This window comes from Fibrella musci, from assembly GCF_041321105.1.
Classification (GTDB): domain Bacteria; phylum Bacteroidota; class Bacteroidia; order Cytophagales; family Spirosomataceae; genus Fibrella; species Fibrella musci.
The window spans coordinates 312,875-332,785 of the sequence record NZ_JBGGWD010000001.1 but is presented as its reverse complement, the minus strand read 5'-3'; the positions used below and the strand labels follow the sequence as shown (position 1 = coordinate 332,785).

The 19,911-nt window shown below is 55.4% G+C and carries 17 protein-coding genes; 8 read left to right on the top strand and 9 right to left on the bottom strand.

Features of this window, described 5'->3' with window-relative positions; all coding sequences use genetic code 11:
• Positions 1-63 precede the first annotated feature (63 nt).
• Both ACAW74_RS01365 and ACAW74_RS01360 read right to left on the bottom strand, forming a co-directional pair.
• Positions 64-2,040, bottom strand: a complete 1,977-nt coding sequence (locus tag ACAW74_RS01365) for a tetratricopeptide repeat-containing sensor histidine kinase (RefSeq protein ID WP_370696390.1) — start codon at positions 2,038-2,040, stop codon at positions 64-66.
• A gap of 140 nt (positions 2,041-2,180) precedes the next feature.
• The gene (locus ACAW74_RS01360) at positions 2,181-2,930 is read right to left on the bottom strand and encodes a DeoR/GlpR family DNA-binding transcription regulator (RefSeq protein WP_370696389.1); all 750 of its coding nucleotides are present in this window, start codon (positions 2,928-2,930) and stop codon (positions 2,181-2,183) included.
• A gap of 54 nt (positions 2,931-2,984) precedes the next feature.
• On the opposite strand from ACAW74_RS01360, the gene nudK reads away from it, so the two are divergent.
• A complete protein-coding gene (nudK, locus tag ACAW74_RS01355) occupies positions 2,985-3,572 on the top strand; it encodes a GDP-mannose pyrophosphatase NudK (protein ID WP_370696388.1) in 588 nt (195 codons plus the stop codon).
• Entirely contained in the window at positions 3,569-3,943 is a 375-nt protein-coding gene (locus ACAW74_RS01350; protein ID WP_370696387.1) for a DUF4406 domain-containing protein, read from the top strand. Before nudK ends, ACAW74_RS01350 begins: the two co-directional genes overlap by 4 nt.
• Before the next feature lie 55 nt (positions 3,944-3,998).
• On the opposite strand, the gene ACAW74_RS01345 is transcribed toward ACAW74_RS01350, so the two are convergent.
• Positions 3,999-4,904 (bottom strand): SDR family oxidoreductase, encoded by a 906-nt coding sequence (locus ACAW74_RS01345; protein ID WP_370696386.1) that lies wholly within the window; start codon positions 4,902-4,904, stop codon positions 3,999-4,001.
• A 163-nt stretch (positions 4,905-5,067) separates the two neighbouring features.
• Here ACAW74_RS01345 and ACAW74_RS01340 point away from each other — a divergent pair, with 163 nt between their 5' ends.
• On the top strand, positions 5,068-6,279 hold the full coding sequence (locus ACAW74_RS01340) for an alpha/beta hydrolase family protein (protein ID WP_370696385.1): 1,212 nt from the start codon (positions 5,068-5,070) through the stop codon (positions 6,277-6,279).
• A 146-nt stretch (positions 6,280-6,425) separates the two neighbouring features.
• Here ACAW74_RS01340 and ACAW74_RS01335 read toward each other — a convergent pair whose 3' ends face one another.
• Together ACAW74_RS01335 and ACAW74_RS01330 are read right to left on the bottom strand one after the other, a co-directional pair.
• A complete protein-coding gene (locus ACAW74_RS01335; RefSeq protein ID WP_370696384.1) occupies positions 6,426-6,827 on the bottom strand; it encodes a YtxH domain-containing protein in 402 nt (133 codons plus the stop codon).
• 114 nt (positions 6,828-6,941) lie between these two features.
• A complete protein-coding gene (locus ACAW74_RS01330; RefSeq protein ID WP_370696383.1) occupies positions 6,942-7,193 on the bottom strand; it encodes a YtxH domain-containing protein in 252 nt (83 codons plus the stop codon).
• 224 nt (positions 7,194-7,417) lie between these two features.
• Between ACAW74_RS01330 and ACAW74_RS01325 the strand changes: the two genes are divergently transcribed.
• The 3 genes from ACAW74_RS01325 to ACAW74_RS01315 are packed head-to-tail and all read left to right on the top strand — an operon-like array spanning position 7,418 to position 11,840.
• Positions 7,418-7,915: a SixA phosphatase family protein gene (locus ACAW74_RS01325; protein ID WP_370696382.1), complete on the top strand. Its 498-nt coding sequence runs from the start codon at positions 7,418-7,420 to the stop codon at positions 7,913-7,915.
• 45 nt (positions 7,916-7,960) lie between these two features.
• Positions 7,961-8,479: an FAD-binding oxidoreductase gene (locus tag ACAW74_RS01320; RefSeq protein WP_370696381.1), complete on the top strand. Its 519-nt coding sequence runs from the start codon at positions 7,961-7,963 to the stop codon at positions 8,477-8,479.
• A 58-nt stretch (positions 8,480-8,537) separates the two neighbouring features.
• The gene (locus ACAW74_RS01315; protein ID WP_370696380.1) at positions 8,538-11,840 is read left to right on the top strand and encodes a M4 family metallopeptidase; all 3,303 of its coding nucleotides are present in this window, start codon (positions 8,538-8,540) and stop codon (positions 11,838-11,840) included.
• A 104-nt stretch (positions 11,841-11,944) separates the two neighbouring features.
• On the opposite strand, the gene ACAW74_RS01310 is transcribed toward ACAW74_RS01315, so the two are convergent.
• The gene (locus tag ACAW74_RS01310; RefSeq protein ID WP_370696379.1) at positions 11,945-12,334 is read right to left on the bottom strand and encodes a DoxX family protein; all 390 of its coding nucleotides are present in this window, start codon (positions 12,332-12,334) and stop codon (positions 11,945-11,947) included.
• 149 nt (positions 12,335-12,483) lie between these two features.
• Between ACAW74_RS01310 and ACAW74_RS01305 the strand changes: the two genes are divergently transcribed.
• Positions 12,484-13,530 (top strand): bile acid:sodium symporter family protein, encoded by a 1,047-nt coding sequence (locus ACAW74_RS01305; RefSeq protein WP_370696378.1) that lies wholly within the window; start codon positions 12,484-12,486, stop codon positions 13,528-13,530.
• Between the two features lie 67 nt (positions 13,531-13,597).
• On the opposite strand, the gene ACAW74_RS01300 is transcribed toward ACAW74_RS01305, so the two are convergent.
• From ACAW74_RS01300 to ACAW74_RS01290, 3 genes are all read right to left on the bottom strand, one after another.
• Positions 13,598-13,762 (bottom strand): hypothetical protein, encoded by a 165-nt coding sequence (locus tag ACAW74_RS01300; RefSeq protein ID WP_370696377.1) that lies wholly within the window; start codon positions 13,760-13,762, stop codon positions 13,598-13,600.
• A 326-nt stretch (positions 13,763-14,088) separates the two neighbouring features.
• On the bottom strand, positions 14,089-15,966 hold the full coding sequence (locus ACAW74_RS01295; RefSeq protein WP_370696376.1) for a M56 family metallopeptidase: 1,878 nt from the start codon (positions 15,964-15,966) through the stop codon (positions 14,089-14,091).
• Positions 15,963-16,340, bottom strand: a complete 378-nt coding sequence (locus ACAW74_RS01290; protein ID WP_370696375.1) for a BlaI/MecI/CopY family transcriptional regulator — start codon at positions 16,338-16,340, stop codon at positions 15,963-15,965. Before ACAW74_RS01290 ends, ACAW74_RS01295 begins: the two co-directional genes overlap by 4 nt.
• Before the next feature lie 382 nt (positions 16,341-16,722).
• Between ACAW74_RS01290 and ACAW74_RS01285 the strand changes: the two genes are divergently transcribed.
• Positions 16,723-19,911: a SusC/RagA family TonB-linked outer membrane protein gene (locus ACAW74_RS01285; RefSeq protein WP_370696374.1), complete on the top strand. Its 3,189-nt coding sequence runs from the start codon at positions 16,723-16,725 to the stop codon at positions 19,909-19,911.

Sequence of the window (19,911 nt, the reverse complement as noted above, 5' to 3'; positions counted from 1 at the left end):
TTCCTGCCGCGACAATGTGGGTAAACAGCAGACTCCTGCGGGCCGATGCCCAACGTTTGTTGGTTAGGCAACCTGCAAGGTATGGGCCGGAATGGTAAGCCGAACCTGCGTACCCGCCGAGGTGTCGATGGATAGCCGGGCTCCCAACTGATCGCTCAGGCTGTAAATAAGTCGGCGACCAAAAGACGTTTTTCCCGCGTTGTTCCAGGTGGCTGTGTTGAAGCCCGGCCCGTTATCGGCCAGCAGCAGGCACAGGTGAACGTCGTCGCGCCAGAGTTGCAGGGTTAGGTTGGGCTGGCTGGCCTGCGGAAAACCATACTTGAAGGCGTTGGTGAGCAACTCATTCATAATCAGGCCTAGCGGGATCGCCACGTCGACGTCGATCTCGTCGATGTCGAGTTGCAGGGAACGGGTCAGCTCGTCGTCTGCATAGCCATAGGCGTCGCTAAGAAAGCCGATCAGGTCGAGCGAAAACTCCCGCAGGTTGATACGCGTTGTCGCGTCTGACTGGTATAGGCGCTGATGGATCAACGACATGGCCTGTACGCGCTGCTGACTTTCGACAAACGCCTGCCGGACTGGCATATCGCTGATGCGGTTAGCCTGCAACTCGAGCAGGCCGGAGACGACAGCCAGATTGTTTTTTACCCGGTGGTGTAGTTCGCGCATCAGGAGTTTCAGCTGCTCTGACTGCCGCTGGACCTCGGCCCGGCTATTCCTGACGCGCTGATACAGCAGCAGCAGCAGGCCCGACAACAACAGGAACAAGCCGGCTCCCATGCTAAGCCACACCACCTGCTGGGTGCGGCGCTCGTTTTCATCGTTGAGGGTTTCTATGAGGTGCCGATTGGTCTCGGTGTCGTAGCGCGTTTGCAACTCGGCCCGGGCAAAATCGGCTTTGGCCCGCAGGCGCGACAGATCGCGGGCTTTGTCGGCTTCGATGCGGGCCAGTTCACCCTCATGTTCAAGCTGAAGGCGGGTGCGGGTTTCGGCCAGCAGGCGATCTTTCTGCGCCGTAATTTCGGCCAGTTGCCGGGCCCGATCGGTATCGAAGCGGGCCTGCATGATCGTAATCTGGCGGCTTTTATCGGCGCGAAGAAGTGAGTCTTCAATCAGTTTCTGCTCTTCCAGCATCGCCAGCGCCTGCTGGTAATTGCCAGCGCCCCGGTAGGCCTTGTAGCTGACCATCAGCGTATTGAAGAGCCGATGCGGGTCTTTGATGGCCCGCGAGAGCACAATGGCCCGGTCGGCATAGTCAACGGCTTTGCCGTAATCGTGCAGGCGCTGATAGGCGTTGCTCAGGTTCCGATTATTATGTTCGAGCGCCGTTTTTTCGCCCAGCTTCGTATTCAGCACGAGCGCTTTATTCAGGTGTTCAAGCGCTGATCCGGGTTGGCCGATGTCGCAGAAATACTGGCCCAGATTGCCGTACAGCAGCGCGAGCGTGGAGAGATCACGTGGCGGTATCGTCGTCTGAAGTGGCTCAAGCAGTGCGATGGCGCGTTGATAGGCCTTGTAAGCGGCGGGCAGGTTTTTAAGATCGCGCTCAATAATGGCAATGGTGTTCAGCGCGTTGGCAATCTGAGCAGGTCGGGCATTCGTCGCTACAAACGTTGCATGGGCCTGGTTGGCATAGTCCAGGGCTCGCCGGGTTAGTTCGGCCACGTGTTGCGAGTCGCCCATGCGCTTGTAGGTGAGGGCCAGCGTCTGGTAGACCGTAGCTACGCCTACCTGATCGCCCAACTGCTCGCGGTAGGATAAGGCTCGTTGCAGGTGGTTGAGGGCTTCAGCATAATTGCCGCGGTCCCGTTCTTCGAGGCCTAGCGTCAGGTAGCCCTGAGCCAGATCGGCAGGTTTGCGGGACTGCTGGGTCAGCGCAAACAAATGCCTGGCGTACCAATACGACGAATCGGGTCTCACAAACCGATGCGCCTGCCAGCGGGCATGAATAACTGCAACCTGTGCTGAATCGGGCGGTGGTATAGTGGGATTCGCCAACGTACCCAGCCCAATCAACAGACTAACGTAAAGTTGACTCATCCAGAAAGCGGTTAGGGGGTAGGTACGTCGAAGACTGCATACTTAAGCCATCACGTGTATTCAATACACGAATCTACGCAACTTCTAGTTAATACCTTTGGAGGTTCTGACGAATCAGTAAGTCACACTGCGCCAGGTAATCACAACAATACAGTCAGGCCCGCCTGTTGATAAATTGCTACCAGGGCTGGGTCGACCTCCGTGTCGGTGATGAGGGTTTGGGCCAGCGTGAGCGGGGCAAACTGAAAATAACTGGTTCGTTCAAGTTTAGACGAGTCACAAAGCAGGTACGTATGCCCGGCCTGTGCCGCCATTTGCAGGGCCGTACTCGCTTCCTTTTCGCTGTTGGCACTCAGCCCATGCTGACTAGAGAGCCCATCGACGCCGACAAATGCCCGTTTGGCCCGGTATTGCTGCATGTGCTGAGCCGCCATCAGGCCGTGTACCGCCTGCCGTTCGGCATCCACTTCGCCACCCACCAGGTTGATGGTTACCGACGAGCCAATCAGTTCGCTGACAATAGGTAACGAGTTGGTTATGACTTGAATGCGCTTATGACGAATGAAGGGGCAAAGTTGAAAAACGGTACTACCGCAATCAAGAAAAACGATATCCCCTTCCTCGATCTGTTGAGCAGCCAGTTGCGCAATGTACACTTTCTGCTCGTAGCGTTTGGCGGCTTTGTGCTCGAATCGGAAGGGCTGTACCAGATCGACCCGCATAGCCCCGCCCCGTGTGCGAATGAGCAGCCCCTGATCCGCCAATTGCACCAGATCGCGCCGGATCGTCATCTCCGATGCCTGAAGCTGTTCGGCCAATGCATGCACATCGATAGAGCCACGTTCCTCAAGGACAGCCAAAATGCGTCGCGTTCTGTTTTGAAAATTCATGGATTAAGGCGTTGTTTGTACATAATTGAACAAAATAAAACAAAAATGAACAATATGACGACGGATTACGTGCGAATAACCGACGAAAAGCTCCTTTCCGACAACTGGTACGTGTTGAAACGCTACACTTTCGACTACCAGCAGCGCAACGGTACCTGGACCACACAGACGCGGGAAGCCTACGACCGCGGAAACGGCGCAACGATTTTACTGCACAACCCCGCTACCGGCAATGTTATTCTGACCCGTCAGTTTCGACTGCCGACCTACGTGAACGGTAATCCAACGGGTATGCTGATTGAGACCTGCGCCGGTTTGCTCGATAACGATCAGCCCGACGACGCCATTCGGCGCGAGACAGAGGAAGAGACCGGCTTTCGGCTGTCGAATGTGGAGAAGGTGATGGAGGCGTATATGAGTCCCGGTTCGGTCACCGAACGGCTCTTCTTTTACCTCGCTGAATACAATGCCGACACGGAGCGGTATGCGGGTGGCGGTGTCGATGAGGAGGAGATCGACGTGCTCGAACTGCCGCTTTCTGAGGCGCTGCGGATGGTTGAAACTGGCGAAATCATGGATGGGAAAACAATCATGTTACTGTATCACCTGAAACTAAAGCAGTGCGCTGCTTCCATCTTATGATGATCCTCATCGCCGGCCCGTATCGGGGAGGCACCAACGACGACCCGGCCCTGATGGCCCACAATCTAGCTACGCTCGAATCGGTTGCCCTGCCGCTGTTTCGTGCCGGGCACCTGCCCATGATCGGTGAATGGGTGGCGTTGCCGCTAATCCGTCTGGCTGGCTCGAAGCGCCCCGGCGACGAAGCCTGGACTGAAATTCAGTATCCGGTGGCCCACCAACTCCTTGACCGCTGCGACGCCATACTGCGTCTTGAAGGGGCTTCTGCCGGCGCCGACAACGACGTTCGTATCGCCCGCGAACGGGGCTTGCCGGTATACTATAGGGTAGAAGACGTACCTGGGGTACGTGCCGTTCAAAACAACCCCTGAGGCTGATACTTGGGCCGTGCGCCTACAAGTAACAGCTTCAGGGCGTAAGCAAGTATTAGATTGTTGGCGAACCGCCCGTGATCTGCACGGTGCTGCCAGTGGCGTAGCTCGAGTCTTCAGAAGCGAGAAAAACGTAGGCCGGAGCCAGTTCAGCAGGTTGGCCAGCGCGTTTCAGGGGTACGTCCTGCCCGAACGTACTGGTTTTATCGGCCGGCATCGTGGCGGGGATCAGCGGCGTCCAGACGGGGCCCGGCGCTACGCAGTTCACGCGGATGCCTTTTTCGGCCCAAACCTGCGCGAGATTGGCCGTGAAGTTCTGAATCGCACCTTTCGTGGCGGCGTAGGCCAGGAGTTGCGCGTTGGGCTTGTAGGCATTTACCGACGTTGTGTTGATGACGGTGCTGCCCGGTTTAAGGTGTGCTTCCGCCGCCTTGCAGATGTGAAACATGGCGAAGATATTCACCCGGAAGGTGTGATCAAGCTCATCGGCAGTGATGTCCTGCAACGACTCGTGTGCCATCTGGTAGGCCGCGTTGTTCACCAGAATATCCAGGCCACCCAATTCGTCGACGGCCCGCTGCACAAGCTGCTGGCAGTGCCTCTCGTCGGCAATGTCGCCGGGCACAAGCACGGCTTTGCGGCCTGCTTCTTCCACATACCGCGCGGTCTCGCGGGCGTCTTCCTCTTCATTCAGATAGGCGATCAGCACGTCGGCTCCTTCGCGGGCAAAGGCGATGGCTACCGCCCGGCCAATGCCTGAGTCGCCGCCCGTGATGAGCGCTTTACGCCCCAGCAGTTTGCCTGAGCCTTTGTATGATGTTTCGCCGTGGTCGGCCTTGGGCGTCATCAGCGCGTCGGAGCCGGGTGTCGTTTGTTTCTGCTCGCCATAGGGGGGCTGGGGATATTTGGTCAGCGGATTTTGCAAAACAGCCGTGGTTGTCTGGGTTGTTGACGTAGTCATTGTATCTGAACGATTGCGTGTGTACTGCCTCTATCATACCCGCCACCGCCCGAATTGTTGGTAATAGGGGACTTCTGTGAGTTAACGGTCTGTTATTTTGATAGACTTTGTATGGAATGAACCAGGGGGCATTCAGGGGTGTTTTTTTTCTATACACTCCTTCATGCTATCAACTATTTTCATGCTTAAAACCGCGCTGTTAACCACCGCGCTGCTGGGGCTTACTGCGCTGGCACCGACCGCCTGCCGGCAGGGGGCACCCGCCGATGTGGCCGCCCCCAAACCCCGGACAATCGTCAACGCCACCCTGCTGGGTACGTATACGCCCGACCAATTGCGTAGCCGCTACACAGGTGTTTCGTCGGCGCTGCGGTTGCTTACGCGTTACGGCATTCAGGTTTATAAACTCACGTATCGAACCACAAATACAGACGGCAAAGACATTCTTGCGTCGGGGGCGGTGCTGATTCCTGATACCGATGGCCCGATTTCGCTGCTGAGCATGCAGCACGGTACGCTGGGGGGCGACGATCAGGCCCCTTCGTATTACCGGAGCAGCAGCGAAGTTTATTCGTTCGGATCGGTATTCGCCTCAACGGGATATATCGTAGCAGCTCCAGACTATATTGGCTACGGAGCATCGAATAATGTGCCACACCCGTATCAGCACAACCGTTCGCTGGCGTCGGCGTCGCTCGACATGTTGCGGGCTACGCGGGAGTTTCTGGCCGATAAGCAGGTGAACTGGAACAAACAACTGTATATCGCGGGCTATTCGGAGGGCGGTTACGCCACCGTTGCCCTGCAAAAAAAGATTGAGGAGGAAGCCGCCAACGAGTTCACGTTGACCGCGTCGAGTGCGGGGGCGGGGGCTTACGACGAACCGGCCTTCATGCGGCATATCGTGAACACCAAAACACACGGCAACACCGACTTCAACCGGCTGTATCTGTGGGTGTTGCTAACCTATGACCGTATTTATGGTCTGAATCGGCCGGCGTCGTACTATTTTAAGGAACCCTATGCCAGCCGGGTAAAGGCCGACGGTCGCTATGCGCAACTGAACGCCAGCTTTAACGAAACGCTGACCGATAGTTTCCGCAAAGCCGTTGCAGATGGGACCGATACGGCCTTTGTGAAGGCGGTTCAGGACAACGCCATCTATGATTGGAAACCCGTGACGCCTACACGCCTGTATCACGGCGATGCCGACAACACGGTATTCTATTTTAATACCCAAAACGCCTACGACGCCATGCAACAGCGCGGGGCTACCAACGTGGCGCTCTACCGCCTCAAGGGCCGCAACCACTACACGGGCATCATCGATTTTGTGCTGGGTACGTTCGAGTTCTTCGGCGCGAAGCAAGTATAAGAGAAGAGTCAAAAGCCAAGTGGCGGCTGTCGGGCGACCAGCTGGGTACGTTTTAGGAAGGTCGATTATAGCGAAAAGCCCCGGTTCAATAAGAACCGGGGCTTTTCTTTCATAGATCGTTGAGTAAATCAGGTACGCGTACTCGGTTAGTCGACTTTGAACGACTCTTTCGCAGAGTTTACGCCCGACTTAACGTCGTCGGCGAGTTCGTCAACTTTGTTGTTGTATTCAGACTTTACCTGTTGCTTGTTGTATTCAGATTCAACCTGGTCTTTCGCCTGATTGAACTGACCCTTAGCCTGATCTTTCACTTGGTTGATTTGGTCTTTAGCCTGATCAACGTATTGGTTTGCCTGTTGCTTCACTTTCTCGAACTGGTCTTTCGCCTGCTCTTTAACCTGATTGAACTGATCCTTCAGTCCTTCAGAGCGTTTGTTGGCTTCGTCAACCAGCTTTTCGCGGGTTTCTTTGCCGCTACGGGGGGCTGTCAGGATACCAATGGCTACGCCAGTTAGAAGGCCGGTCAGAAAATCACGTGTACTGCGCATGATAATGTTCGTTTTGGAAGTTTGAAAAATGGGTTACTCGGGCGGTTTTAACCGTGTCAACACGAAAAGCCTGTGAATGGAAAGGCGTTCGGGAACAGGTCAATACGCCTCGTTTTAGAAGCGCGTGCGACGTTTAACATCGCCGGCAGCACTCTTAGCTGTTTCAGCAGCCTGATCAACGTAATCGTTGTACTGGTCACGGATGGCGTCTAGACCGTCCTGCAACTGACTCTGTAGATCTTTGAAGAAGCTATCAGCGTCAGAAGAAAGTTTATTCCGGGTTTTGCGGCCGCTTTCGGGGGCCAGCAAGACGCCGGCTACTACGCCAACGGCAATGCCTATTAAGATACCTGGTAGTGACTTCATGAGTTGACTGTGTTATGGTTTGTGGGTCACAACGACACGCATCTTAGTGAAAAAAGCGTACCAGTTTAGGTACTGAAAGATATGTATTTGGTTTAAGCCACTATGCGTCAGTTGATTGGCTTTTATGGAACGGCAAAGTGAAGTGAATCGATTATTTTGCTGCCGGGGAAAAAGGTCTACAGTTTGGCGACCACAACCCCCAATACGTCTTACTTTCTACAACGATGCGATACGGATATTTCCTTTTGGCGGGCTTCCTGTACCTGCTTGCGAGCTGCGCTCCGCAGTCTACGATTTACATTGTGCGCCATGGCGAGCGGGCTAACGACTCCGACACTACCAGCCTGTCGGCGGCCGGGTTGCAGCGGGCCGAGCGCCTAAGTCAGCGACTGGCGGGTTTGCCGCTTGACAGCATTTTCGTAACGCCCTACACCCGCACCCAGCAAACGGCCGCACCCACCGCTCGTTCAAAGGGATTGCCGTTGACTCAATATGCCGTGAAGCCCGTCACCGAAATCGCAGACCGGGTGCGTAGATTTCGGGGTAAGTCGGCCCTGGTGGTTGGTCATAGCAATACCATTCTGGAGATTGCCCGTGCCCTGGGGGCGTCGCCAACGATCCGGGAAATCCGCCATACCGATTACCAGTACCTGCTTATTCTACGCTTACGTCAGTCGTCGTCCGGGCAACAACGGGTCACCCTTCGTGAAGACACTTACTGATGAAGGCCACCACATTTAGTAATGAATCAATCCATTTACCACCGTATGCATACAATCGCTACTATACTGTCGCTTAATCTGCTTTCCATTACATTAACCTTGGCTCAGGCGCCTCAGGCCGCGTCGTCTACGTCGCTCACAACCCGACAAACGGGGGCCGTGGTCAAATCAGCCGGCAAGAGCGTTCGGGTTGTCCGTGAAATACCCGATACCTATAAAGGCCGGGTCATTCTGGTTGGGTCGGGGGGCGGCGTCGTGGGGAAAGAAACGACCTACTCACTGCTCGACGACGGGCGCCTGTTCAGCAAAAAGACGGGCGAGAAGACCCACACCTACATTGGCAAACAAACCGCGGCAAACACTAAAAAAGTGTTCTGGTCGGTAGAAGACCGCTGCGCCATCAAAAAGACGAAGTACCAGAAACCCGGCAACCTGTATCGGTTTGTGGGCTGGCGCAAAGGGCGTGAAGCCTACAAAGTCAGCTGGGCGCCGGGCGATAAAACGGTTCCGGCCAATTATGAGCAGGTATATAAAGGCTTCATCGGGATGCTGCCCAAGTCGTAGAACCCGCCCCGACAACGTACCCAACGACCCATCCACCACCTGATACAACGCCTTGTCTATGCGTACACAGTTACTTCCTCTTTTCGTTGTTGCCGCTTGTTTTCCACTGGCTACACTGGCGCAACAGACCGCCCCGCCACAACGCGGTTTCTCCGTAAAACAAAAAAGTGGTCCGGCCGATGGGGATCTGTCCCGCCGACTGAACGCCAACGAGACGCCCTTGCCTGCCAACCGGCGGCAGGCGCAAACATTGGCCGCCACCGGCGCCCCCACACTGACGCTGCCACCCCTGCGGCTGCGCGTGGTGCACGATGCGCAGTCGGGTGCGCCCATCTACATCGAAAACCAGTCGCCTGCGCCTAGCCCGGCCAACCGGCAGGGGCGACAGTCGGCTGCTGCGGCCACGTTTTCGTTTCTGCGACAGGTACGTAACCTGATGGCCGTCAGAGACCCGGATCAGTCGTTTATCATCAGCCAAACCCTGACCGACGAACTCGGCCAGACGCACCACCGGCTTACCCAAACGCACCGGGGCCTGCCCGTCTATGGAGCGGAACTGACCGTGCACCTCACCAACGGCGAGGTAACGCACGTGATGGGCCGCTACCGCAACGTACCCAGCACACTCACTATTGAACCGGTCCTGTCGTTGAGCGAAGCCGGTAAAGTGGCCATGAGCGACGTTGGACGAAAAGCCATCGTGCAGATGTTCGGGCAGAATATCCTGAAAATGGAGCCCGTCAAAGGGGCGTTGTGTGTCTACATCGGTATGGACGGCAACAACGTACCGGCCCGGCTGGCCTACGATCTTACGATCCGCCCCAACCTGATGGAGCGCTGGCAGTACATCGTTGATGCCGAAACCGGGGCCGTGCTCCACAAATTCAACAATACCTGCGGGGTGGATGGCCCCGTCAACGCCACCGCCCGCGACCTCAATGGCGTGTCGCGCACGTTCAAGACGTACCTGAGCGGCGCCAACTATTACCTGCTCGACGCCTCAAGGGCCATGTATAGCGCGTCTAAATCAAAAATGCCCGACTCGCCGGTTGGCGCCATCTGGACTATCGACGCCAAGAATACGTATGGCGATAATATGAAAGTGAGTCAGGTCGTGTCGACCAACAACACTAGCTGGACGCCTACGGCTGTATCGGCGCAGTATAACGGCGGCATTGCCTACGAGTACTTCCTGAAAACCTTTAACCGGAATGCCATCAATGGCAACGGTGGTACCATCGTCTCGATCATCAACGTCAACGACGAAGAAACCGGCAAAGGCATGGATAACGCCTACTGGAACGGCGAATACATGTTCTACGGCAACGGCGACGTGGGGTTCAAACCGCTGGCGGGGGCGCTCGACGTGGCGGGCCACGAAATGAGCCACGGCGTGATCCAGAACACGGCCAACCTGAATTACCAGGGGCAATCGGGTGCGATCAACGAATCCTATGCCGACGTTTTTGGGGTGTTGATCGACCGCGACGACTGGACGGTTGGCGAAGATGTCGTACAAAGCCGGATCTATCCGTCGGGTGCCTTGCGGAGCATGCAGAACCCGAATCAGGGCGGGATCAAGGGTGATCCCAACGGGTATCAGCCCAAAACGATGGCGCAGTATATAAGCACAACCGAAGATAACGGCGGGGTGCACATCAACAGCGGCATTCCCAACTACGCCTTCTACCAGATTGCGACGGCCATCGGCAAAGACAAAGCCGAGCAGATTTATTACCGTGCCCTGACCACGTACCTGACCCGGTCGTCGCAGTTTATTGACCTGCGGCTGGCGCTGGTGAAGGCCGCTACCGACCGGCACGGGGCCAGCAGCGCCGAAGTAACGGCGGTGAAAACGGCCTTCGATAATGTAGGCATCACCGAAACCAGCAGCACGCCCAAGCAAGACAACCCGACCATCCCGACGGCCAACGGGCAGGACCTGATCGCCGTTATCAGCACCGGCGATGGCAAGCTCTACAGCACGCCTTACCCCAGCACGGCCTTCACGGTCCGGAGCACCTCGCAGCCGCAACGCCGCCCCAGCCTCACCGACGACGGAAAGTATGCCGTTTTTGTAGGAGCCGACAAACGCATCCGGGCGGTCGATATGACCCGCCCCGCCTCGGAAACCGTGATCTCGAACGAGACGATCTGGGCCAACGCGGCGATTTCAAAAGACGGCACCAAACTGGCCGCGCTCACCGCCAACGAGGATGGCAAGATGTATGTCTACAGCTTCGATCTGGCCAAGTGGCAAACCTTCACGCTGTACAACCCCACGTCGGCCAGCGGCGTGAAAACGGGTGAAGTCGCCTACGCCGATTCGTTTGAGTGGGATTATTCGGGCGATTACGTGATTTACGACGCCTTCAATAAGCTGAACAATGCCAGTGGCAGCCCCGTCAACTTCTGGGATGTGGGCGTGATTCACGTGTGGGATGGCGCGAAGAAGAACTTCGCCGATGGGCGCATCGACAAGCTGTTTACTGACCTGGACGAGGGTGTCAGCATCGGGAACCCGTCATTTTCGAAGACGTCGCCCGACATTGTCACGTTCGATTACTTCGACGAAACGAGCGATACCTATTACGTCATTTCGGCCAATGTCGAGAAGGGCGACGTGAAGCTGACTTACGAAAACAACACACTCGGCTTCCCCAGCTACTCGCGTACCGACAATGCGATGGTATTTACGGCGGAAGTAAACAGTAAGGAAGTGGTGGGGATCATCTCGCTCGAAGCGGATAAGATCACGCCCAAAGACGGTACGGAAAAGTTGCTATACAACAGCGCCAAGTGGCCCGTCTGGTACACCAACGTGGCGCGGGCCATCCCGACCAAGGCCAACCAGACTATTACGTTCAACGCCATTGCCGACCGCTTCATCTCGGCGGGTAACCTGACGCTTTCGGCCACGTCGTCGGCTAATCTGCCGGTTGGATTTGCCGTAAAATCGGGGCCAGCCGAACTGGTGGGGACCAATCAGTTGAAATTCACGGGCACGGGTACCGTAACGGTGCGGGCATTCCAGGAAGGAAACAATACAACCTACGCTGCCACGCCCGTCGACCGGACGTTTGAGGTACAGGCCCTGCTCGCTATCGAACCCGACTGGAGCGGTCAGGTACGTTTGTTCCCGAATCCGACCCGCTCGCGTGTTGCGGTCGAACTGCCCGCGGGTATCGTCTGGAAATCGGCCAGCCTGATCAGCAGCAACGGCGTCAGCGTGCAACAGCATCAGACGGCGCTGCCCGCCTCCACGCTGCAACTAGACCTGGGTACGTTGCCAACCGGGCTCTACCTGCTCAATATCGACACCAACGAAGGCCAGGTACGTCGGAAGATCGTGCGGGAGTAAGGGATGTATAATGCACAATGAATAATGTACGATGCACAATGGGCTGACGCAAGAATAAGAGGCGTCAGCCCATTGTGCATCGTACATTATTCATTGTGCATTATTTACTGCTTCTCCGTGCTCTTTAGGGCCCAGTAGACGAGAACGGGCTGGAAGAAGAGGCGGGCTAGGCGTTTGCGGTCAGTATCGAGGCCAAAGGCGCTGCGCTTGTTGACGTACTGGGAGATGTTGCCGGGGAAAACCGCCGTGAAAAAGCCGGCCGCTATTTTGCCCACCGTTTCCTGCTGTTTAGAGCCAGCCAACACCAGGCTACTGCCCAAGGCGATTTCGGCAATTCCCGAATACACCACCGTGTCGTCGACGGGGAGCGGCACCCAATCGGGCACCTGGGCCCGAAAGGCCTTGCGGGCAAAGGTCAGGTGGCTAATGCCGGCCACAATCAAGTTGGCTCCCAACAGGAATCGGGCCGCTTTTTTGACAGTTTTCTCGTCCATTGTCGTGTCTGTATGGCCGTGCGTCCGACTGCTTTTTTATGGGCATCAACCGCACGAAATTCCCAACCTTAACCCTATGAAGCCCGCAGTTGTTGGGCATAGGTGCACTTTTGGGTAAACGAAAGCCCTCATGGCGCGGTTAGTTAAACATGGCAAAAGTGTCGTTAGGAGCGTTGTTGGCCCGCGTTGGGCTGGATTGGTTTATTCTCGCCCTGTTGGGTATGATTGGGCTGGCTCGCCTCTGGCCGGAGCCGGGCCTGGGCGACGGCCCCCTGTCGTTGTCGGCGCTGACCAACTATGGGGTCTCGCTCATTTTCTTTTTCTACGGGCTGCGGCTCAACGTCGAACAACTCAAGGCGGGGTTGCGCAACTACCGGCTCCACCTGCTCATCCACCTCACCACGTTCATTCTGTTTCCGGCATTGGCGCTCGGCGCGCGGGCTCTGCTGGTCTCACCCGAAACCATGCTGCTCTGGACGGGTATCTTCTACGTAGCGGCCCTGCCCTCGACCGTCTCGTCGTCGGTGGTGATGGTCTCTATTGCCGAGGGCAATATTCCGGCGGCCATTTTCAACGCGAGCATTTCCAGCCTCATTGGCGTATTCATCACGCCGATCTGGATGAGCGCGCTACTGAGTGCCAGCAACGGGCAGTTCGATTTGCAGGGTGTAATTCTGAAACTGTCGGTGCAGGTGATTGTGCCGGTGGTGCTGGGGCTACTGCTCAACAGCCGCCTGGGCTGGTTTGCCAATCGCTACAGAACGGCCCTGCGCTATTTCGATCAGCTAACCATTCTGCTTATTGTTTATACGGCGTTCTGCGAGTCGTTTACGCTGAATCTGTTTCGCGGGTATTCGGTGCTCGATCTGCTGGGGCTGGCGGGGGGCATGCTGCTGCTCTTTTTCGTTGTTTTTTTCTTCGTGATGCTGATCAGCCGGTTGCTGCATTTCAGTCGCGAAGACCGTATCACGGCGCTGTTTTGTGGTTCCAAAAAATCGCTGGTGCAGGGTAGCGTCATGGCTAAAGTACTTTTCCCGCCCACGGCGGCAGGGGTGGTGCTGCTACCCATCATGATTTATCACGCCCTGCAACTCATTGTAGCCAGCATACTCGCCAAGGCCATGGTCAACTGGCACCCCAAGCCCCTGCCCAATCAGGCTGAATCCCCTCAGGCACTGCCCGGTTCGGAAGCGTAGTATGGGTTTATCGACTAAAAAAAGCCCATTCTTTGCAGAATAGGCCTTTTAGTGCTTGCTATATTGCTTAGTTCAGAGTGATGAAAATCAGGCCGTTTACGGCTTTCGCTCCATAAAGCCGAACAGCCTGCTTTTGCTCCAGAGGCGTTTTGGGCCGTTCGATCCGCATGCTGGCTATTCTATCAATGGGTAATTTACGCATGGCTGAGTCGGTGACTACGGTTCCATTCACGACTTAAGCGGGTTGCTGATGAGCCGGTATAGGCCGACTTGGTGTGCAGATACGAATCGCGGAGGTAGAGGCCGGGTTACTGGTCAGGCCAGCCGACAACGACACTGGTGCCGAGGAATTGAACACTAATGAGGAAGTCTTCGTTTGGGCGGGTAAGGCGAAGCCTTTGGGCATTAAGCCGTCTGCCTATAACTCACTGAACTAGTCAGCCAACTCAACCCTACTATACCAACGAGGCGCCCTCGCCAGCATTCTTGCTCCGTTTGCATACCTTGATTTATTTGCTTGACTAACTTTCCCACAAATAAACGTAATCGCAAACGAGTTTATTTAGCTTTCAGCGTGACCTCTACCAGCCCATATTGCGCTTTGCTGCCGTAGGTATCGAGTCTAGGGCCGCTCTTCCATACATTGATCGATTCAATAGTAGCCGGGTCGATCGCATCCAGCTCGGCTTTGGTCATTTCTTCGCCATCGATCAGGTACAAGGGCTCCTGGTTCATAAGTGAACGCAAGAGTACGGTCGGCTTGCCCGAAATACTGGCGGTAGCCAGGCTGGTTCGTTGACTACCGGGGGTTGGAGCCGCGCTCGACTGCCGGGTACCCGATGCCTTACCGGGCTTATCATCGATCTGGAAAGAAATCGGCAAATTGTATTTTACCGCAACCGCTTTCCCGTTCTGTTTGCCCGGAATCCATTTTGGCATCAGCGACACCACACGAACGGCTTCTTCGTCGCAGCCGGCCCCAATGCCTTTCAGAACCTGAATTCGATCAATGCGCCCGTCGGCATTGACGACGAAAGCTACGAAGACTTTGCCCATCACGTTTTTCTGGACGGCTTCTTCCGGGTAACGAAGCGTTCGACCCAAAAACTGAAACAACTTGGGCATTCCACCCGGAAACCTAGGTTGCTGCTGAACAACCGTGTAGACTGTTCCCTGCTGTCTGGGGGCAATGCGATAGGGTTCGGGACTGGGCTTGGGTACGTTGGCGCTGCCCGACGCCGGATCAAGAACAACGTTGACGTTCAGCACGCTGATGTTCGCTGAAACAGGTATTTCCTGGGGTTTAAAACCGATAAACCGGACTAGCAGCGTACTACCAGCGGGCGCATCAAGTTGAAAACGACCTTCCGTATTCGTAGTAGTACCGCGCTGCACGTTTTTGACCTCGATGGTGGCGCCCGGCAGCGGGCTGGCGTCACTTGCCCGCACGACACCGCTTACGCGCACTGACGTAATCGTCTTCTCGGATACAGGCATCGCCAGCTTATCCGCTTCAGAGTCTGGTGTCGATTCAGGGGCTGTTGTCAGGGCCAGCAGGGCCGTAGCAACCGGCAATACGAGCGCGTATTTCCAGAGCGCGCGCCGTTGGGTGTGCTGTTTGTAGATCATCTGAATGCGTTGTTTAAGGGTTGGGAAATTGCGTTGATTGGTGCTGAACGGGTGCGTGAGGGCATCGGCGGCAGCCCCTCGCCCGGCCAAACCGAAGGCGTAGTTCACCAGAAAATGGGCATAGTCGTCGCGGTGAGCAGGTGCCTGCTCGGCGGCGTAGCGGTCGGCCAGAAATTCGTGGGTCTCGCGCAGGGCTCGTCCGTAGCCCCACAGCGCCGGATTAGGCCAGCAGAAGGCCTGCACCAGTTCGGCCAGCAGAACGTCGATACTGTGCCGCTGCCGGATGTGGCCCAACTCGTGGCGAACAACCGTTGGCGACTGTTGGTCGGCGGGGTTCAGAACCAGGTAGCGGAAAAACGAAAAGGTCGGCGTCTGCTCATCGGGTGGATAGACCACTGTGTGATCGGGTTGGGGGGCGGAGGGCCACTGATGAATGCGCCATAAGACTCGACCGGTACGCCAGCCGATGCGCAGCAAGAGCAGGCCAGCACCGCCCAACACGGTCCAGTAAAGCAATTCGGGCCAGTCGGGGAGGGAAGTGGGGGCCGGAGTTTCGGCCAGACCGACTACATAACCTACCTCGGCAGTAACTACTGCTGTAACCGGAGTATCGTCGGCCCACAGCCAGCCTAAGCTCAGGCCAGGAATCTGTACCAGAGGCAGCACAAACGAAAGGAGCAACGTACCCAGCAGGTAGACCCGGTTCAGGCGCAGAAACGTATGATTGCGGAGAAGCAGCCAGTAGCAACCATAAAACAGGCACAAAAACAGGTTGGCTTTGAGCCAATAGATCATGAGAGGGGTCATGATTTCCGGCGGTTTAGGAGGTCGATGATCTCATCGGCTTCGTTCAGGCTCAGGTTGCGGTCTTTCACAAAGAAGGAAACCAACTGTTTCAGCGACCCATCGAAGTAATTGGTCATCAGTTGTTCGGTCTGGAAGCGTCGGTATTCATCTTCCTGAATCAGCGGGTAGTATTCGTGTGTCTTTCCGTAGGCCGTGTATCCGACCACGCCCTTTTTCTCCAGAATTCTGATAATCGTCGACACCGTATTATAGGCCGGTTTGTGGCCTGTCGAGTCGAGAGCGGGAAGCTCCGAAAGGATGTCTTTTACGAAGGCTTTCTTTCGCCGCCACAACACCCGCATGATGTCTTCTTCGGCATTGGTCAATTCGCGCATAGCTTGTCGTTGGATGTAGAAGTATACGTCAAAACTAATGAATTAGTTTGAAAACTAAATAGATAGTTGAAATTAAGTTGGGATTAAATAATCAGTAAACAGTGCCAAGCGCTGTCTAGGGATCTTGAGTGAAAGGATTTCGTGAGATTTTATACTTAGTATTATAAAGTACTATTTTATATCGATAAACAGCTATGTATTCGTTTACTTATTCATTAAAAGTGTGTTGAGAAAAGATCTGTTTGCCTAATTATATTCTGATTATTGAAGAATAGTTAAAATAAAATAAGGCTTACAGTGGATAAGCGATTGTATTGTTTGCGTCCGTTAAATAGATTTGCTAAGTAGATTACGTAGTTACACTTAAACAAAAACACTTCAGATGAGAAGATTGCTACTGTTGAGCATCTTATTGGTGTGTGCGACTTGGTCTGCTGGATGGGCTCAAGAGCGAAAAATAACAGGACGGATTACCGCTGATGGCGATGGAGGCGCCATACCGGGTGCGTCGATTGTATTAAAAGGAACCACAAGAGGGGCAAATAGCGATGCTGAGGGGAACTTCAGCATGATGGTGCCCGAAAAAGGCGGTAAGCTGATTGTCAGCTTCGTAGGTACTGTAACTCAGGAAATTGAGTTAGGGAATCAGACGGTGATCAATGTTCGGCTGGTGACCGACGCCCGTCAGTTGAGTGAGGTTGTCGTGACTGGCGTAGGCGTTGCCACCAGCAAAACCAAGCTGGGTATCGCGGTCGAATCGGTATCGGCCAAAGAATTACCACCAACCCCATCGGCATCTATTGATCAGGCGCTGGCGGGTAAGATCGCCGGTGCGCAGATCGTTAGCGCCAATGGTACACCGGGAGCCCGGGCCAACATCCTGCTGCGCGGTATCAACACCGTAAACCGGGGCACGGCGCCCATGGTGCTGCTGGATGGCATTCAAGTAGGAGCCACCGACCTGAACACGCTGGACCTGAACAGCATCGATCGGGTCGAAGTGGTGCAGGGGGCAGCTGCCTCAACACTGTATGGTGCGCAGGGGGCCAACGGGGTCATTCAGTTGTTCTCGAAGAAAGGGCAGGATGGGCCAATCCGCATCAGCCTCAGCAACAGCTACGCGTCTAACCAGTACCTGAACATTGGTAACGTACGCAAAGCGGATACGCACGCGTTTGTCACCGACGGCAGCAACAACGTGATCGGTGTATCGGGTAAGCCCATTACGCTGGACCCAGCCACCACAAACTGGACGGAAAACGTGCAGTATGACGCGCTGAACGTAAGCAGCAACGCCAACAAGCCGTACAACCAGAACCTGAAGTACTATGATCACTACGCGATGTTCTTCCGACCATCGGAAACGATCAACAACTCGGTCAACGTGTCAGGTGGTAGCAGCAAGGCCGATTTCAGCGTGTCGCTGTCGAACAATTACCAGTCGAGCAACATCAAGAACAACGGCGATTTCAACCGCACAAACCTGATCAGCAACATTGGGGTAACGCTGGCGAAAAACCTGACGCTCCGTGCCATCACGCAGCTGGCCTACACGCGTAACACGCTGAAAGTGAGTGATCGTACGTTGATCTATTCACTGAACAACACGCGTCCCTTCGCCGACTATGACTATGTTGATCCCGATGGAAACTACGGGGCTTACTACGGTAGCGCCTCGGGGGTAAACGGCTATAACCCGAACTATTACCTCCAGAACCGCACGCACGCCAACAACAAAATCGACCTGTTGCAGAGCGTAAACCTGACCTACAAGCCCATTAAATTCCTGGATTTGAACGCGCGCTACGGGATCAACTACCAGTCGGTCGATGATCGCTACTCGTTCCCGAACCAGTCGCAAAACCGCAATATTGTCCTTAACCCGACTTACTACGACGGGCTGAACGCGGCCGACAACAAAGGGGAGGTGTCGAGCTACACCAACAAAACCGTGTTCCAGAATGCCTTTGCCAGTGCTACATTCAAGACCGATTTCAAAGAAGACTTCGGCCTGAACGTACCGATTCAAACGGCCACGCTGGTTGGTGTCGACTACCGGAAAAACGTGTATTCGGAGTTTAACAGCTACGGGGCTGGTCTGCCTCTCTACACGCCGTACACCGGCGCACAGGCAGGTACGTTCCGTATTACCCGCGATCAGGTAACGCCGTTCATCACCTACGGTTATCTGGTTAGTCAGCAGATCGAATATGGCGATTTCGGCGGCATCACCGGTACGTTGCGGAGCGATTACTCGTCGGCCTTCGGTCGCGGCTCAACGCCGTTTACGTTCCCGGCAGGGAGCGCCTACATCCGGCCGTCGTCGTTTGATTTCTGGCAAAACAGCGCGCTGGGTCAGATTCTGCCTGAGTTCAAAATCCGGGCGGCCTACGGGGAAGCCGGGATTCAGCCACAGCCGTTCGACCGCTACGTGACGCTATCGACCCGCACCCTGGGCAGCAACAACGTATTCTACTACAACCCGGCGCAGAACAACCCCGACCTGAGCGTGGAGGTGTCGCGCGAGACCGAGTTTGGTACCGACTTTGCCCTGAAAGGTGGCAACGGCGAGTGGTTGCGGAAACTGAATTTCTCGTTCAGCTACTGGAAACGGAACACCGACAACGCCATCTATAACGTCGACGCAGCGCCGTCGTCGGGTGTAGGTACGTTGAAAGACAACGCCTTCTCGTTGGCATCGCACGGGCTACAGTTCTCGTTGAACACCACGATCTTCCGCGGCAAAGACATCACCTGGAACTTCACGACCAACTTTGGCCGTCAGACGTCTGAAATCTCAGCGGTGAAAGGCAATGGCGAGATCGTCGTGACCTCAGCGGCAGGGAGCACCAACTATGTGTTGCGCGCTGGCGAAAAAATTGGTCAGCTGTTTGGCTTCGTGGCCATCCGCGACCTGAACCAGATTCTGCCCGACGGAACGCCTGCCATCTCGGAAGCCAACAAAGGCCTGTATGAAGTGGCGAGCAACGGCTACGTGGTGAACAAGAACACCAAGCAGCCGCTCTTCAGCTCGAAGCAGTATAGCCTGGGCGACCCGAACCCGACCTTTACGTCGTCGTTTATCAATGACATTTCGTTCCGCGATATCGTAACGCTGAACGTGCAGTTCGACTGGACGCAGGGTAGCCACATCTACAACCAGACCAAATCGTGGATGTATCGCGACGGTATCCACTCCGACTACTCGCAGCCCATCACGATCAACGGCCAAACGGGTGCCTGGACGGCCTTCTACCGCGGGGTGTATCAGGCGGGTGCCAACAACGGCACGAAAGATTATTTCTACGAAGATGCCTCGTTTGTGCGCCTGCGGAACGTGGTGCTGGGTTTGAACATCAGCAAAATGCTGCCCCGCCTGCCCTTCCGGAATCTGCAACTGCAACTCAGCGGCCGCAACCTGCTGACCTGGACCAAATACACAGGCATGGATCCGGAAATCAGCTCAGGGCAGACGACGGGCAACGAAAACTCGGCCTGGGATCGGGGAACCGACCACAACACCATGCCTAACCTGCGCTCGTATCAGGTGGGTCTCAACTTCGGTTTTTAA

Bases quoted from the DNA above. Each gene is read 5' to 3' on its own strand.
- ACAW74_RS01365 (WP_370696390.1), bottom strand. From the start codon at position 2,040: ATGAGTCAACTTTACGTTAGTCTGTTGATTGGGCTGGGTACGTTGGCG.
- ACAW74_RS01360 (WP_370696389.1), bottom strand. From the start codon at position 2,930: ATGAATTTTCAAAACAGAACGCGACGCATTTTGGCTGTCCTTGAGGAA.
- nudK (WP_370696388.1), top strand. From the start codon at position 2,985: ATGACGACGGATTACGTGCGAATAACCGACGAAAAGCTCCTTTCCGAC.
- ACAW74_RS01350 (WP_370696387.1), top strand. From the start codon at position 3,569: ATGATGATCCTCATCGCCGGCCCGTATCGGGGAGGCACCAACGACGAC.
- ACAW74_RS01345 (WP_370696386.1), bottom strand. From the start codon at position 4,904: ATGACTACGTCAACAACCCAGACAACCACGGCTGTTTTGCAAAATCCG.
- ACAW74_RS01340 (WP_370696385.1), top strand. From the start codon at position 5,068: ATGCTATCAACTATTTTCATGCTTAAAACCGCGCTGTTAACCACCGCG.
- ACAW74_RS01335 (WP_370696384.1), bottom strand. From the start codon at position 6,827: ATGCGCAGTACACGTGATTTTCTGACCGGCCTTCTAACTGGCGTAGCC.
- ACAW74_RS01330 (WP_370696383.1), bottom strand. From the start codon at position 7,193: ATGAAGTCACTACCAGGTATCTTAATAGGCATTGCCGTTGGCGTAGTA.
- ACAW74_RS01325 (WP_370696382.1), top strand. From the start codon at position 7,418: ATGCGATACGGATATTTCCTTTTGGCGGGCTTCCTGTACCTGCTTGCG.
- ACAW74_RS01320 (WP_370696381.1), top strand. From the start codon at position 7,961: ATGCATACAATCGCTACTATACTGTCGCTTAATCTGCTTTCCATTACA.
- ACAW74_RS01315 (WP_370696380.1), top strand. From the start codon at position 8,538: ATGCGTACACAGTTACTTCCTCTTTTCGTTGTTGCCGCTTGTTTTCCA.
- ACAW74_RS01310 (WP_370696379.1), bottom strand. From the start codon at position 12,334: ATGGACGAGAAAACTGTCAAAAAAGCGGCCCGATTCCTGTTGGGAGCC.
- ACAW74_RS01305 (WP_370696378.1), top strand. From the start codon at position 12,484: ATGGCAAAAGTGTCGTTAGGAGCGTTGTTGGCCCGCGTTGGGCTGGAT.
- ACAW74_RS01295 (WP_370696376.1), bottom strand. From the start codon at position 15,966: ATGACCCCTCTCATGATCTATTGGCTCAAAGCCAACCTGTTTTTGTGC.
- ACAW74_RS01290 (WP_370696375.1), bottom strand. From the start codon at position 16,340: ATGCGCGAATTGACCAATGCCGAAGAAGACATCATGCGGGTGTTGTGG.
- ACAW74_RS01285 (WP_370696374.1), top strand. From the start codon at position 16,723: ATGAGAAGATTGCTACTGTTGAGCATCTTATTGGTGTGTGCGACTTGG.